Raw genomic sequence first — 13,808 nt, 5'->3', positions numbered from 1 at the left:
GTTCGCGGCACCCATCAGGACATGGCTCCGAGGAGATGCGAGCCCTTGCTATAGAGCCACGGTGCGAGTCGTGCGTCGCCATCGGGGAGATACACCCATGAAGTCCACTTGTCGTCCATCCAGCAGTAGAGCGTGCGGGTGAGAGTCCAGCCCGTGGTCGTGTGCTCCAGCGTCGCGTGGATACCTTTCCCCCTGCTGTAGTTCGTAGGGGCGAGGATGATGCGCGTGCCCCGCAGCTCCTTGCGTCGGTAGGCCAGCAGCAAGACCTCCTCAGCCTTGGTGATGGCGTCCATGATGTTGTCGTAGTTCATTACGTACATGAAGCGCTTCGAGTTCAGGCAAAGGGCCGCATTGATACGGGCCTTGTTCTCGGGACGGATGGGGATGCGCTTGGTGCATTCGTGGTTCGACATGACTGTCTCCTTATGTTCGTTGACCCAGCCCTGTGCTCGGTCATGCCTCTACAGTGTTGGTGGCGGTTCGGCGTGCCTGTTCTGTTGGGCAGCAACAGCGCTGTAGCCTCGGGACATGGCACTCACCCCGGACTCATTACGCCGCGCCCTCGAAGAAGAGGAATACGCCCGCCAGTGGACAAATGCCCTAGTCAAGCAGCTACGCGAGGCCGGGCATTCGTGGGCTTCGATGTCTGCGGCGACCGGGCTTACGGTGTCGGCCTTGAGGTGGCGAGCAGGCGAGATGCGCCGGCAGTCTGTTGCTACACAACAGCGGAGAATCACGCTCAGGCGGTGGATGTCTGAGCAGTGGGAAGCGGCCAAAGCGTCGGGCGCCCTTGACACCAGGGAGCGGTCGAGACTCGGGGCGAATGTGCGTCGTGGGTTCACTACCCAGCCTGCACTCATCGCGGCGCTCGAGCCATGGATAACCACCGAGCGCGACGGGGCTATGGGGTTCGAGGGGCTCGATGCGAAGTCTGCGCAGGTGGTGAGCAACCTGATTCCGGCCCAGAATCTGTCGCGGGTGGCGGTGAGGTCGGCCCCGCGCATCGGTGAAATCCTGAGCGCCATTATCGAGTCCAAGGGCACCATGACGGGCATTGGGTATGTCGTGCCACCCCACCGAGCAGACGAGCGGGTGGTGCTGACGGGGGTGTTCATGGAGGGCACCGGCGACAGGGCACATATGCTGGCCTCGGTGCAGCGGTTGTGGCGCAAGGCCGACCGCCCGCACGACATCATCCGCCTCCCCGATGGTCGGTGGCGCGTCGAGTGGACGGTTTAGACCCAGCGCAAACCGAGGGCATGTTCGGCTGCGGCTCGGATATCCTCGGCACCCGTCACCTTGTCTGCCTCAATCATCAGGGCGAGCAGGTCGTCGGTCAGTAGTGATGCGTTGGTCAGGGCGCTGCTGTATCGCTCGTGCATTACCGGATTGACCACGGCGCAGTTGTCCATGGCTTCGGTGATGGGCCAGAGCAGACCAAGCGGGGAGCCGGGACGCTGCACCCATTCCGCACACCGGGCGTTGTAGGCGGCGCGGATTTCCCGGACGCGCTCAGACTCGGTGTTGGGGTCGGATGCAGCCAATGCCTCGGCTAGCTCGAAGGCGTCGAGGTAGAACTCGGCCATGGTCTCGTGCTCGGCTGGCAGTGTGGCCCAGAGCAATTCGATGTCGTTTTCGTTCATGCCCCGTGAGGTGTCGGACGCTAGGCCAACTGTCCGAGGATTCTGCGGATTGTTTTGATGGCTTTGTCTGCGGCGTGTTTGCTGATGCCGAGCTGGGCCGCGATGGTGCGCAAGCTAGGGAGTTTGTCGCTGTGGCGCATGGCATCGAGGCAGAACAGCAGCACCTCCCGCTCGACCTCGCCCAGTTCCTTGTATGCAGCCCGGAGTGTCTGCTGAGCGGCCATAACCTCAACGGCGCGTTCGGCCTCGGACTCGGCGGTGGCGGGGTCAGTAGTGTCGAAGGCGTCCACGGTCTGGCCCGCCAGCCGCGCGTATGTCTCGGCAGTCAATCCGCGCCAATCGTTGCGCTCGGTGGCATGGGCGGCGATGGCTTCGGATTCGCTCATCCCTGCGGCCCCAGATTCGCGGACGGCTTGCTGCATCGTGGCAAACCCAATACGTATCTCGCGCGGTGCCGATAGGGCGTGGTGGTCATACAGGCAGGCGATGGCGTTTGCTGCGGCCCGGTATGCCACCTGATACGCGGCAGCGAGGGTGGCGTCGGGGGCGGCCAGTACTGCGGCGATGGCTTCCTGCTCGATGTCCCTGTGGTCAATAAACTCTCGGCCCTGTGCGGCTTTACGGGCGGCACGTTGGGCGGTGGCGATTAGTAATGTCTGCTCCATGCCCAGTAGAGGGGATGGATTGCAGACCTATGCGGCGAGGATGCTTTCCCGTGCAGTCAGCAGTCGTAGGCCGGAGGTTTCGGCGGGGTTGGCTTCGTCCCAATCGACCCGGAACCGGTGATACTTCGGCCACTCAATCGTCAGGAGCGGGGCGTTGGGGTCGTCCATGGCTCGCCAGTCGCGGATTTCGTACTCCTGCTCGAAATCAAACAGAATCGACCGGAACTTTCGCGGGCAGTGGTCAACATGGGTCGAGCGGTCGTTGATGAGGACGGTGTTACTCAGGGGCGAGCGAGGCGCGGGGTCAGCGGCGAACCGGGCGTCCTTGTATGTCTGGATGTCTGCCCTGACTGCACGGCGCATTCTGTCCTTGACTCGCGGCATGAGGGGCTGGGTTTCAAGGCGAACGCTGAACGCGCCGGTGTAGTCGCCCACGCAATACGCCCGGATTCCCTCGCCAATCTCGCATAGCACGAGGCGGTGGTCTTTGAGTTGCTGGACTAGGCGCCGGTTGTCTGCTCGTATCAGGGCGTTGCGGATGATGCGCTCGATGTCGCTGCGCACCCAGCCGGTCGGGGCAGTAAGTCTGTGCTCGTTAACGGCGTCGTACAAAAATGGGCTCAATGTCGTGGTCATGCCCAGTAGAGGGGACGGATGACCAAACCCGGCGGCGCACCGACACTGTAGGGGTGAGGGTCGGGGCAGACTCTCCTTTTCACCGCAGCCCCGGCCCTCGCCTTAGTGGCTAGCTACGCCGTCGCATGAGGCCGACGATGCCTACCCCCGCCCCGAGCAGCAGGACACCCAAGCCCGCCGTCATGAGCCACGAGCGAGGGGCAGATGTCAGGGGCTCGCCTGCATTGATGCCCCCGACCGGCAACTGCGCGGCCACCGAACCCGTAGGCGGAGTCTCGGCTGCTACGGCGGCGGCTGCGGGTGGCTCCTGCAACACGGTCTGGCTTGGGATGCCGGGCTCATGGTCAACCACGACACCGTTATCCATGACCAGCTGCTCCGTGAACGTATAGCAGCCGGGCGCGGTGGTGGTTATCTTGCTGCTCACATAGCCGCCGTCGCCAGTGATACGCACAGGCTCGATGTCTCCAGCCACGGGTGCATCGGCCCAGTCGACGGCCTCGCACGCCCCATCGACTGGCGCAACCGGCCCCAACAGCTTGCCCTTGATGGTGCCCGGGTGCCCGTAGGTGCCGGTTACCCTGATGTTGTCATGTACGACTGCCCCGGCGAACGCATTGCTGCGCTGGGCCTCGGTGACGATTTCCGGCTGCATGACGACACCGGATTCGGACGGCTCGCCGTACTCGCTCACCACTGCGCTACTGCTGCCCTCGAATGCCGCGCTGGTGTGCCACGTGATGCATCCGGGGGCAGTCGGGGTGACGGGGGCCGTGGTGACCGTTGCGTCCCCGGTACCGCGCAAGGTCTGGCGCTCGATGGCCGATGCTGCGCCCGCGTCAATGGCCGTCGTCCAGTCGGTGTGCGTCAGCGCTTCGCACGACTCGGCACCGGTGTACTGCCACAACTCCGCCTCGATAGTCCATGGCGTATCTCCGGAGTTGGCCACGGTCACGGTGTCGGTCACGGGTTCGCCCGGCTGCACAACGGGGGCGCTAATGGTCGTAGACACCGTGGGCTCAGTGACGATGGCGGTTTGCGAGGGCTGCCCCGGTTCGTGCTCAACCACGACGGGGGTATCGTCGCCTTCTACCTCGCTAGTCAAGGTTTCGGCGTAGGTGTAGCAACCCGGCTCGGTGATGGTGTGCTCGCCGTAGCCTTCGATGGTCCCAGTGCCGGGCTCAACCTCGACCGGCGCGAACTCGACCGCTGGAGCATCCGACCAATCGACGGCTTCACACGCCCCCTCGACTGGCGCAACCGGCCCATACAGTCGCCCAGTCATGGTGTGGGTCACGGGCTTACCACCGACCGAGGCAACCAGGCCGTCGAGGTGCACAGTGTCGGTGATGGTGTGCCCCGGCAGTGCGTGCTGGTCGGACACCTGCGTGCTGATGCTGGGCCGCGTCAAGACACTGGTTTCGCTGGGCATGGCGCGCGGCTGTACCCACTCCGCACTGACCCCGGACACGCCGTTGATAGTCTCCGCCCACACGTAGAACCCAGCCTCGCGCACGTTGACCGGGGGCGTAGTGACGGTTGCCTTGCCGGTCTTGTCATAGGTGCCCCCAAACCGCACACTGCCCACCGACGCCGCCTTGGTTAGGTCGAGGTCGGAGTCTTCGCTGGGGTCAGTGTCGAACGGGCCGTACAGGGTCGCCGTGCCCGTGAATCGTGCGCCGGGTTTACCGCCCGAGACAGCCACAGTGTCGGTCAGTGCATCGGGTCCGGTGACGAGCTGGTCCGATACTTGTGTGGCTGCCTCGGGAGTCCAGAGTGTGATGCGGCCAGTCTCGGCAGGCACGCCATAGCCAGCATCGAACGCCGTGTGTTTGCCGTCGCCTGCGAAGTCGAGGTCGTAGGTGTACCAGCCCGCACGCTCGGCAGCCACAGCCTTGGTGCGCACGGTCGCGGCCCCGGAATTATCGAGCTTGACCCGTAGCTGCTCGTCGGCCAACAGTGGAGTGTTCGCTGGGGCGTTGTTGCTGCGCTTGGGTTGTGCATCCAGTGGCCCGTATAGCCGCGAGCGTACGGCGATGGTTGCCCCCGGTTTGCCGCCAGTGATGCGCACGGTATCGGAGACGGTCGCCCCCGCCTTGCCCGAAATGTTGGCCTTCGTGGTAATCCTCGGAGTCCATGGGCGCTCGATGCCGGGGTCGGAGGCGCTCAGGTTCATGGCTGCACCTGCTGCGACTGTCCGCTGCACACCCTCGCGCGGAGATGGGTACACCATGATTCGGTCGCTCGGTAGGCCAGTGACGCGCGCCTTGATGCCTACCGAACCCGGGCCAGTAAAGGTGACCGAGGCACGACTGCTGCCGGTGACAGTCACGGTCTTGGTGCCGTTTGCGAACCGCGCCGGGCCGGTCAAGGTGAGCACGACCGGATGCTTCAGGTTCGTGCCTGCTGCCGAACGCAACGTAGTGCTGGCGTGCCCGTCGCTGCTGATGTCTACAGTGAGGGTTGGTTTGATGTTCGCCTTCGCTTCGGCCACGAGTGCATCGTGTCGCTTCGCCAACTCCGGGTGTGCAGCGACGGCGCGGCCCCATGCCCACGCCACCTCGTCCGCGCGCGAGTTGAGGCCAGCATCGACAGACACGATTTTGTGCACGGATGCGGCAGTGGCGGCGTCGGTCGAGTTGCCATACCGAGCTAACAGATACGCGGCGATGTGTTCGGCGTCGGTGCGTGCTACCCGTGCGTTTGGGGCCGTCAGATGTTCGGGCAAAGCGATGAACGGCACACCCCCGCGCCCCGATGAGTCAATGCAGTAGACGCGCTTACCGTCAACCACAAAACTGCCAAGGTCATGGCCTGCGGTGTCGTGGCTCACACCTGCGAACTGGGGCGCGCCCGTATCTCCACCCAGAACGTTGGCGAGTGCGAGCGGCAAACTGATGGCGAGGGCGACGATGGCGGCAACGATGGCCACGACCGCGCGCTTAAGAGTTGTGTACATACCGGACCTCAATACTGTGCGTATTCGGTGTCCGTTCCCCGGTGTCAAGCTTGCCCCGGGTGTGCGGCGATAGCAAACACGAGCGATAGCGAGACCCGCGCGCACGCATAAATAAAGGTCGCGGGGCCGCTGCCGCATCCCCGCTCCCCATAGCGTGCACACACAACGACAACCGCCACGTCACTGTCTGTACACGGTCAACAACAACCGCCCGTCGCGTAGTCGTCCGTATGTCACCACCACCGCTGCCCGCCGCGCCATTATCCGTACGCCCGAGCAATCACCGGGGCCGCGTCAGTGTCCGAGCATCAGCAACAACCGAGGCCGCCGCGTCAATGCCCGCCGCTGCGCCAAACATCTACGCTGCCGTCCATCTTCCGCGTTTTCCGCTGGGCACTCGTACTGGGTTTGGGCGGGCGAACGGGGCCGCCGCCATCCTTGGGCTATCCCGTGTGATTCAGAACCGGGATTTGTTGCGGCATCACACGGGTTTCGACCGACACTGTAGAGGCATGACGACCACACCGATGACCACTGTTTGCGTGGCTTCTCCGCGCACCGCCGAGGATGCAGTACACACACTCATGCACGGACTAAACGACCCGTTGATGTCTCCGCTTGCCGTTCATCGCGCGGCCTGCATCATGCAAGACCTGATGCGCCGTGAACCCGCACGCTGGGCACGACTGGCGGGCATTATGTTGCACGGTGTCGGGCTTGCTGCACATGTCGAGCGCCCGGGTGTGAGCGTGAGTTTCCCGGGCTATGTACACGGCAACCCACCCGACGACGGCGACGGCGGCTGGGGTGTCTGGGCTGGCACACAACGCCTCGGCCTCGAACGCAGCGACTGGGGCGCGGAAATCAACGACGACCTTGACCCGGACACCACGCCGATGCTCAGTAGCTTGCCGCCCGCCGTCGATGGGGTTACGACCGTACTTGCCACACTCGCAACCAACGCAACACTGCTCGACTGTTTTTGTGCGCTGCGGATTGCTGCGGCCACCCAAGACCCCGAACGCGAGCGGTCAGTCATCGGTCAATGGCACGCGGCGCTTCGGATTGTGTGCTGGATTGCGCGCGAACGTGGACGACTTGCTGACCCCTCGATTCTGCCGACCATCGCGCGGGTGGCGACCGACACCGAAGAGTGCGAACCCGAGGAGGTCACGGGGCTACTGGAGCTGGAACTCGAACTACGCGCTGTACCCATGGAGGACGAGTGATGATTAGCACCTACGAGCAGATGTTGTACGCACACGAGCAGCCCCGAGTTGGTGAGGTTGCGGCGGCGTTTGTGCACGACCCCGACCTGACGAGTTACTGGTGCATCTGGGCGCTGCGTGCGGCACTGGTTGGCCAAGAACACAAAGCGGCGGGCGACGATTTGGCGCGAGCTTGCGCAGCCGATGCGTTCGATGTCGAGGCGGCCCAGCGTGCACTGATTGTGTCCGGGTTGGCACGCTGGGACGCACTCATGGACGAATACATCGACACTAGCCGCGTCTTGTATCCGGGCGCGTTGTCCGAGATAGCCGAGGTACTGATTAGGCGAACAGGGTTTCCTTGGTGAAGCCCAGGGGTTTGAGAATCTCTTCGATGTTCTCCTTGACTTGCGCGGTTACGGTGGCGACGACCTTGCCGACCTTATCCTTCTTCCACTTTGGTGCGCCTTCCGTGGCCTCCAGCTCGCGCACGACGTCCATCACGGATTTGCCTTCCAGTACGCGCCTGCTCCACACCATGGCCTCGTACTCGCCATGAACCTCGGCTACCCAATCCTCAATGTGCGCGTATGCCTCTCGATATTTTTGCGCGCCATTCTCCCCGAGCGCGACCTCCTCGGCGGTTATGCCATCGGTGTCCCATTCCTCAACGCTTGCGGACTCGGTAAGCGCAGTCCGTAGCACCACGTTCTCGGCATCGGGCTTGTGTGCCTTCTCGCGCTCATCCGTAGTAATGCCGCCGAACCCGACGCGGTCTTTTTCGGGGAGCAGCGACTTGTTATAGAGTGCATGCTTGGCGGCTTTCATCCAGTGGGCCACGCCTTCGTCGAGCGCCTTGGTGCCCTTCTTCCAGATTTCCTCGGACAGGGAAATCATGACATAGGACTCGTCCGCTTCCGCTTCCAGTTCTCTGTTGCGCTTGTCCTTGTTCTTGCTTCGGCACATGTTCACGATGGCCTCGTACAAAGTGTCCCCGCGCTCGGCCTCCAGTGCCATGATTTGCGCAAACCGCTGCGTGTGTTGTTCGTCGGCAAGGTCGCGTGCGTCCGTGTCGAGGCCGCGCCAGTGGATACGGGCCAGCGCTTCATCCTCAATGCGACGGTTGGCGCGTTCTTTGCCGAGTCCGGTACCGAACTCAATACCGAGGAGCTTCTGCACCAGTGCCTCCTCGATTTGCAGGCGCGTGCGTCGTCCCTGTGCTCGGGTGTAGTTCACCTCCTCCAGCGCAAACTCGAAGTCGATGAGGTCATCGATTGCCTCAAGCGTCAGGGTGAGCCGGGCCTGTTCTTCCCAGCGCTTCCTGACCTCCTCGGGCACGTCCTCTACGACGGGCAGTTTGCGCTGGTCCTCAAAATAGTTCGGGTTGGCGGCGAGTTCGTGCTTGGTGTGCTCGTTCCACTCTTGCCACTGTACGGCAAGCTCAGACGCGCGTTCCTCATCGCTCAACTGCATCCAGCGGTCGAAGTAGGCGTCCTCTGCGGCGAGCTGCTCCGGGTCGGTGTTCTCCCGGTACTGGCGCCAGTACTCGTCGGCCACGCGCTGGGTCTCGGGGTCGAAGGCAACGAGTACTCGCTCGTACTTCTCGCCAGACGGGGGCAGGTCATCGGGTGCGAGCACAAACGGCACACTGGGGCGGTAGCTCTCGCGTTCTTCTTTGGGTACGGATTTCAGGAGCTTGCGCCATTTTTCGACGCGGGCATCGTCGTCCTTGCGCAGCTCCTTGCGCAGCTCCTTGCTAATCAGCCCCAGGTCTTCTTCTTGACGCTCCCACTGCTCGGCGCGTGCACGGACGAAATCATGGTGCCAGCGCTCGCGTTCGGGGTCGCTCATGGACTCCCAGCGCTGCATCCATGCGGCCTGCTCTTCCTCGGTCACCACCTCGGTGTACGCGACCTCATCGAACAGTTCGTCGGCGTTCATGGAAAGCAGGCGTTGGCGCTGAACCTCCAGCACTGCGTTTTGGATGGTTGCCTGACGCTTGCCCCAGACTCGATGGCGTCCGGTCGATGTTGACTGCTGCATGTATCTGCCCTCCTGTGCTATAGATAGTGTAGCACACTCTTAGCACACATCCTTAGCACCCCCTGCTAGCTTTGCGGGGCCTCATAGGGAACACACAGACCCCCGAATCGAGACACGCCGCGCCACCTCGGACGCAACGAATGCCGAGGCCGAGCGAGCAACAGCGAGCGCAGGCGTCGGTCGCCCCGGACGCGCCCCGAATCATGGCCTACGTACGGCTGTGTGGTTCGTGTCTGGTGTCCTGTGTGCTCGCGTACGTACGACATAGCGCCCTGGCGTACCGCACCCCCACTGCGGTGACCTGCCCCCATGCTCGCCGCCATTTGCTGCGGTTCGTCCCCTCTACACCATGACGAAGGACTACGCCTTCGTCAGTGTATGGAGAGCGACCTATGCAACAACTACGAGACTTGGTAGACGACCGCCCGTGGTTTGCGTGTGCCATGAGCGTAGCCACCGCCGCTATCGCACAAGGCATCGACCGGACACATGCCTACCGAATCCTGAGTCGTGAGCTACCCGAGCACCGGGCTGCCCTCAGTGCTGCGTGGCCTAGCATCTGGCGTCGATGTGAGGCTTCGGTCTCTCTCGGTCCCGCCGCCGCGCCCGGGGGTGGTGATTCGGCCCCAAGTGTCCGCCCTGATTCGGCAGGCGCACGTACCCGTCTGGCCACTGCTCGCCGCACTGTCGCCCACGTCATCAGCCCGGTAGCACGCGGCAACCGAGGCACACCTGCTGCCCGGCGACTCGTGGCAATCATCGGCACCTTGATGCTCGACCACGAAGGCGGCACATGGCGGTCGTTGCAGATGGGCATACCGAAGCTGTCCGCACTGATGGGGTCGGCCTTTGCTGCACAACCTGCGTCGCGTCAAGCAGTCGAGCGGCGGTGGTTGGTGCGCCAGTCGCGGGGCCGTGGCAACGCACCAGTATGGAAACTGTCCCGTATTTATGCGCGCCTCGAATGGACACCTGACCTGTGGGACACCGTGGACGCACTGGTCGAGGGCCGCAGCAACTTGGCGGGTGACCTCGTACGCAGCGCATCACACCCGGCATGGGACGCACTCGGGGCGACGGCGTGGCTCGCTGCAATCGAGCAGGCACTGGTGCCGCACCCCACAATCCTGAGCACCAACGCACGCAAAGCCGCACGCGCACTGCTGACCGAATGGGGTTACCCGCACCCCGATGTTGCGCAGCTGGCGGAGTGGCTCGACCGGGTAGCCACTGAGTCAGGAGCAGCAGAGGCACGCCGCGAACTGGCCCACGAGCAAGCCGAGGCCGCGCGTCGTCGCACCGAGTCACTGGAACAGGTGCGCGCAATCCGTGCAGCAGTACCTCCTGCCCCCGATGCAGCGGCTGCGTTGCCCGGATGGTTCGAGGCGATGCTACGGCTGATGCATCAGTACCCCGAGCACGCCGCAGAAGTGGAGCGCACCCTACTGCGCCGCGTGGACAAACGACACAACAACGCACAGGCTCGTTGGTTGTCGTGGCTGGTGAGTATGTGGGTCGAGCACGCACCCGTTGCCCCCGACGATGACCCCGCCAAGGTACGCCGTCGCCGTGAAGCCGTCGCCCCCGCCGTCGTGCAGGCACTGACCACTACCGACGCTGTAGAGCTATGCGACTCACCATTGATGCCCCGGTCACCCGATGGCTCCGTACCCAGTGCAGCAATCGAGGCCGCAGAATCTGGCCGCGACTGGGTGAACCGCAAACGCCGACCCACCGCCAAGGAGGACGCAGCATGAACCGCACCGCACGTACACCCATTGACCTGCCCGTTGTTGGCCGCTCCGCACTCATCGGTTTGGCGCTGCTTGCCCTGTTTGCGTTTGCCGCTGGTGCACCCCAGCTGGTCGAGTTGGCGCGCTGGGCTGGTGTCCCTCGAGGCGTTGCATGGCTCACCCCGGTAGTCGTTGATGGCGCACTGGTTGCGTACTCGGTCGCCGCCGCAGTCATGCGCAGCCGCCAGCAACCCGCACGGCTCATGTGGTGCGCACTGCTCGGGTTTACGGGGCTGAGTGTGGCCGCGCAGGTCGTGCACGCACTCGCCGCCGGTTCTGCACCAACTACACCGGCGCTGTGGGTGAGTGTCGCGCTTGCTGCATCGTTGCCGCTCGCGGTGCTCGTGGGTGTCGAGGCAGTCATTAGCGTGGCCGTCAGTGCACCGATGCCCAAACAGCGTCGCCGGGTTGCCAAGTCGCCCGAAGATGTCCGCCCTGATGATGAGCGCAAGAGAGTCCGCCCCGAGCAGCAGGAGCACGCGGCCCCGAAGCAGCCGCCGAAGCTACGCAGTGTGGCCACCAGTGCCGACCGGGACGCGCGCATTGTCGAGTTGACCGAGGCAGGACATAGCAGCCGCGAGGTCGCCCGTCTGCTTGCCGACGAGGGCATGGCCTGCTCGCCCAGCACCGTGACCCGTGTACTCAATCGCCAACAAGCCGCCGCATAGGAGATGCCATGTGTGGACCGAACCGTCCGTGTACCTGCACCTGCTGTAGTAGTGCAGCCCGGAGTCAACGCCGACGTGCCGCTCGAATGCGTGCAGCCGGTGTGAGTGCGCCCAATGCCTATATGAGGGCGGACGTGGACGAGCGAATCGCGGCCTTGCGTCGAGGCGATGTTGATGTGCGTACGGGGCTAGCTGACCCAGACCCTGCTGTCCGATTTGAGGCTGAGCTGCTGACCACTGCGGGGCCTGCGTATCACGACATGAGCCACGACAAACTCGTCGCCCTTGCCCGCACCAGTGATAACGCGGACGTGCTCGCGGACATCTACGAGGAAGCCGAGCGTCGGGGTGATTCATGGCTGATGTTGAGCGTTGCCAGTAACCCGCGCGCCAATGCCGATACCCTCCGCGCCTGTGAGCAGTCCGGGCTACCGGGGACTCGCGCGGCTGCCCTGAACCAACTGTGGCATCTCGGGCTGGCGTCGACCGAAGACATCGCCACATCCGGCACTGTCGAGGAGCGGGTCGCAGTAGTCAAGCGGTGTAGCCCCGTGGTGGTCGCTGCCATGGCCGCTGACCGTGCGCCCCGAGTAACCCGCGCGGCTGCCCTGCGTACCCCGGAGCTACCTACCGAGGCTATACGTACGCTGGCGCAATCCAACGACGAGGTGACGCGGTTAACGGTGGCCGAGCAGAGCACCGAACGCGACATCCTCGATTGGCTGCTGGGTGACGGGTCCGAGCGAGTGCGGGACGCGGCCCGGGAATCCCTCGACCTGCTGGATGAGCTGTTGTCCAGCAACAAGCACCGGAGCGTTTGAGGTTGCGGCTGCTGGTCAGAGGTTGTTGTGCAGCAACAAAATCCCGGCAGCTGGGTGAGACCGAACCTGTAGAGGTATGACCCGGCACAGGGCTGGGTCAAGTACCGAAAGGGAAAATCATGTCCGTCAACATCCTCAACAACTTCCGTCAGACCTTCAACAACTTCGTGGAGCGCAACGGCTTCGACGCCCACCCGGGACTTGATGGCTTCTGGCTCACGTCCGAGACGCTGGACCGCATCCAAGAACTCATGCCCACCGTGAATGAGATGGAGATGCGGAAGACCGTTACCGAGAGCGGCATCGCCCGCTTCGCGCGCCCTGTCCACATCAACGGCTACGAGGCGTGGGGAACGTCGTGGTACAACCCTGAGCGGGGACAGAAGGCTCATCTGCTCATCAACCGACGCGAGGGCACGTTCACCACGCAGGCCGATGCTTTCCGTGTGGAGGACGACTCCATCGTGTCCTTTAACGGTGAGCCCGGTGTGGCTGACGCGGCTCGGTTCATCGCCGCCATGCACAAGGTCTTGCGCGAGGAGGCCGAGCGCAAGCGGATGCCCGGCAGTCGGGGCAAGAAGTCCGCAAAGAAGGGCAAGGGCAACAAGGTCAAGGGGCGCGGCTGGTTTGTGTCGCTCAGCCGCCCGGTACCCAAGCCCACCCCCGAACGCTCCGAACCCACCGGTCGCCACATCACCTGCCGCTATGTCGTGCGTGAGCATACCCGGCAGCAGGCATACGGCCCCGGTCGCTCGCTGCGCCGCACCATCACCGTGCCTGCCCATGTCCGTGGCCCCGAGGACGCCCCACTTAAGCACCGCAACTACCGCGTCGCTGTCACTGCCTGAGTCTGCCCGGACAAATCGCACCCCGTCCGACACCTCAGTAGTCATGAACAAGTTATACAGAGTAAGCGTCATACCTATGGACGACCAAGGCCAGCGACTCAACAACCCGTACGCCATCCGTCAGGCCGCCGCCAATGCCACCGAGCTGACCGGAGTAATCGCCGCCGCCTCCCATGGCCCAGATGAGGTCGAGCTGCTGGTGTGGTCTCCGGCACGCGAGGCTGCCGCCAATGTTGCGGATTACGTCGGCCTCATCTCCTGCCGCCACTACCAAGTACGGGAGCAGGTCGAGGAGAGCGCACTACATGAGCTGGCGGCGTTAGCGGCTAGTTGGTGGTGCGATGTCGTGGACGTGGACGCGAACATCGAACCCTACACCGCTGAGCATCGCATCCTCCTGCACTGGACCATGCGCGCCGAGGTGACCCCGTACACCATGCTGTCTGCCATGGCTGCTGTCTACTGACCGACCCACAACCGCACCACCACCCCGGGCATCTGGCACTGCTCGGGGTGGTGTCGTA

The 13,808-nt window shown here is 63.8% G+C and carries 14 protein-coding genes; 8 read left to right on the top strand and 6 right to left on the bottom strand.

What is annotated here, in order from left to right; genetic code table 11:
• Window positions 1-14: 14 nt before the first annotated feature.
• Window positions 15-413: a hypothetical protein gene (locus tag Q0X61_RS04590; protein ID WP_297740816.1), complete on the bottom strand. Its 399-nt coding sequence runs from the start codon at window positions 411-413 to the stop codon at window positions 15-17.
• 115 nt (window positions 414-528) lie between these two features.
• Here Q0X61_RS04590 and Q0X61_RS04585 point away from each other — a divergent pair, with 115 nt between their 5' ends.
• The gene (locus tag Q0X61_RS04585; protein ID WP_297740815.1) at window positions 529-1,239 is read left to right on the top strand and encodes a hypothetical protein; all 711 of its coding nucleotides are present in this window, start codon (window positions 529-531) and stop codon (window positions 1,237-1,239) included.
• On the opposite strand, the gene Q0X61_RS04580 is transcribed toward Q0X61_RS04585, so the two are convergent.
• The 4 genes from Q0X61_RS04580 to Q0X61_RS04565 all read right to left on the bottom strand — a co-directional run bounded on the left by Q0X61_RS04580 (window position 1,236) and on the right by Q0X61_RS04565 (window position 5,903).
• Window positions 1,236-1,643: a hypothetical protein gene (locus Q0X61_RS04580; protein WP_297740814.1), complete on the bottom strand. Its 408-nt coding sequence runs from the start codon at window positions 1,641-1,643 to the stop codon at window positions 1,236-1,238. The two genes, Q0X61_RS04585 and Q0X61_RS04580, sit on opposite strands and share 4 nt — an antisense overlap.
• Before the next feature lie 20 nt (window positions 1,644-1,663).
• Window positions 1,664-2,308 (bottom strand): hypothetical protein, encoded by a 645-nt coding sequence (locus Q0X61_RS04575; RefSeq protein WP_297740813.1) that lies wholly within the window; start codon window positions 2,306-2,308, stop codon window positions 1,664-1,666.
• Window positions 2,309-2,335: 27 nt separating this feature from the next.
• Complete coding sequence (locus Q0X61_RS04570) at window positions 2,336-2,944, bottom strand: hypothetical protein (RefSeq protein ID WP_297740812.1); 609 nt, start codon at window positions 2,942-2,944, stop codon at window positions 2,336-2,338.
• Window positions 2,945-3,053: 109 nt separating this feature from the next.
• Window positions 3,054-5,903 carry a hypothetical protein gene (locus Q0X61_RS04565; RefSeq protein WP_297740811.1) on the bottom strand — a complete coding sequence of 950 codons (2,850 nt, stop codon included), beginning with the start codon at window positions 5,901-5,903 and terminating at the stop codon, window positions 3,054-3,056.
• A gap of 512 nt (window positions 5,904-6,415) precedes the next feature.
• Here Q0X61_RS04565 and Q0X61_RS04560 point away from each other — a divergent pair.
• Both Q0X61_RS04560 and Q0X61_RS04555 read left to right on the top strand, forming a co-directional pair.
• Entirely contained in the window at window positions 6,416-7,132 is a 717-nt protein-coding gene (locus Q0X61_RS04560; RefSeq protein ID WP_297740810.1) for a hypothetical protein, read from the top strand.
• A complete protein-coding gene (locus Q0X61_RS04555) occupies window positions 7,132-7,479 on the top strand; it encodes a hypothetical protein (protein WP_297740809.1) in 348 nt (115 codons plus the stop codon). Before Q0X61_RS04560 ends, Q0X61_RS04555 begins: the two co-directional genes overlap by 1 nt.
• On the opposite strand, the gene Q0X61_RS04550 is transcribed toward Q0X61_RS04555, so the two are convergent.
• A complete protein-coding gene (locus Q0X61_RS04550) occupies window positions 7,454-9,154 on the bottom strand; it encodes a hypothetical protein (protein WP_297740807.1) in 1,701 nt (566 codons plus the stop codon). The two genes, Q0X61_RS04555 and Q0X61_RS04550, sit on opposite strands and share 26 nt — an antisense overlap.
• Window positions 9,155-9,903: 749 nt before the next feature.
• Between Q0X61_RS04550 and Q0X61_RS04545 the strand changes: the two genes are divergently transcribed.
• The 5 genes from Q0X61_RS04545 to Q0X61_RS04525 all read left to right on the top strand — a co-directional run bounded on the left by Q0X61_RS04545 (window position 9,904) and on the right by Q0X61_RS04525 (window position 13,750).
• Window positions 9,904-10,911 (top strand): hypothetical protein, encoded by a 1,008-nt coding sequence (locus Q0X61_RS04545; RefSeq protein WP_297740805.1) that lies wholly within the window; start codon window positions 9,904-9,906, stop codon window positions 10,909-10,911.
• The gene (locus Q0X61_RS04540; RefSeq protein WP_297740803.1) at window positions 10,908-11,615 is read left to right on the top strand and encodes a DUF2637 domain-containing protein; all 708 of its coding nucleotides are present in this window, start codon (window positions 10,908-10,910) and stop codon (window positions 11,613-11,615) included. The genes Q0X61_RS04545 and Q0X61_RS04540 overlap by 4 nt, the downstream gene beginning before the upstream one ends.
• Window positions 11,616-11,749: 134 nt before the next feature.
• Window positions 11,750-12,436: a hypothetical protein gene (locus tag Q0X61_RS04535; protein WP_297740801.1), complete on the top strand. Its 687-nt coding sequence runs from the start codon at window positions 11,750-11,752 to the stop codon at window positions 12,434-12,436.
• Window positions 12,437-12,555: 119 nt separating this feature from the next.
• Window positions 12,556-13,284: a hypothetical protein gene (locus Q0X61_RS04530; protein WP_297740799.1), complete on the top strand. Its 729-nt coding sequence runs from the start codon at window positions 12,556-12,558 to the stop codon at window positions 13,282-13,284.
• Window positions 13,285-13,360: 76 nt separating this feature from the next.
• Window positions 13,361-13,750 carry a hypothetical protein gene (locus Q0X61_RS04525; RefSeq protein ID WP_297740797.1) on the top strand — a complete coding sequence of 130 codons (390 nt, stop codon included), beginning with the start codon at window positions 13,361-13,363 and terminating at the stop codon, window positions 13,748-13,750.
• Window positions 13,751-13,808 lie beyond the last annotated feature (58 nt).

Source organism: uncultured Tessaracoccus sp., from assembly GCF_947255005.1.
Lineage (GTDB): Bacteria > Actinomycetota > Actinomycetes > Propionibacteriales > Propionibacteriaceae > Arachnia.
This window is presented reverse-complemented; position numbering and strand designations above follow the sequence as displayed.

Coding starts and splice junctions, on each gene's coding strand:
- Q0X61_RS04590 (WP_297740816.1), bottom strand. CDS start 413: ATGTCGAACCACGAATGCACCAAGCGCATCCCCATCCGTCCCGAGAAC.
- Q0X61_RS04585 (WP_297740815.1), top strand. CDS start 529: ATGGCACTCACCCCGGACTCATTACGCCGCGCCCTCGAAGAAGAGGAA.
- Q0X61_RS04580 (WP_297740814.1), bottom strand. CDS start 1,643: ATGAACGAAAACGACATCGAATTGCTCTGGGCCACACTGCCAGCCGAG.
- Q0X61_RS04575 (WP_297740813.1), bottom strand. CDS start 2,308: ATGGAGCAGACATTACTAATCGCCACCGCCCAACGTGCCGCCCGTAAA.
- Q0X61_RS04570 (WP_297740812.1), bottom strand. CDS start 2,944: ATGACCACGACATTGAGCCCATTTTTGTACGACGCCGTTAACGAGCAC.
- Q0X61_RS04565 (WP_297740811.1), bottom strand. CDS start 5,903: ATGTACACAACTCTTAAGCGCGCGGTCGTGGCCATCGTTGCCGCCATC.
- Q0X61_RS04560 (WP_297740810.1), top strand. CDS start 6,416: ATGACGACCACACCGATGACCACTGTTTGCGTGGCTTCTCCGCGCACC.
- Q0X61_RS04555 (WP_297740809.1), top strand. CDS start 7,132: ATGATTAGCACCTACGAGCAGATGTTGTACGCACACGAGCAGCCCCGA.
- Q0X61_RS04550 (WP_297740807.1), bottom strand. CDS start 9,154: ATGCAGCAGTCAACATCGACCGGACGCCATCGAGTCTGGGGCAAGCGT.
- Q0X61_RS04540 (WP_297740803.1), top strand. CDS start 10,908: ATGAACCGCACCGCACGTACACCCATTGACCTGCCCGTTGTTGGCCGC.
- Q0X61_RS04530 (WP_297740799.1), top strand. CDS start 12,556: ATGTCCGTCAACATCCTCAACAACTTCCGTCAGACCTTCAACAACTTC.
- Q0X61_RS04525 (WP_297740797.1), top strand. CDS start 13,361: ATGGACGACCAAGGCCAGCGACTCAACAACCCGTACGCCATCCGTCAG.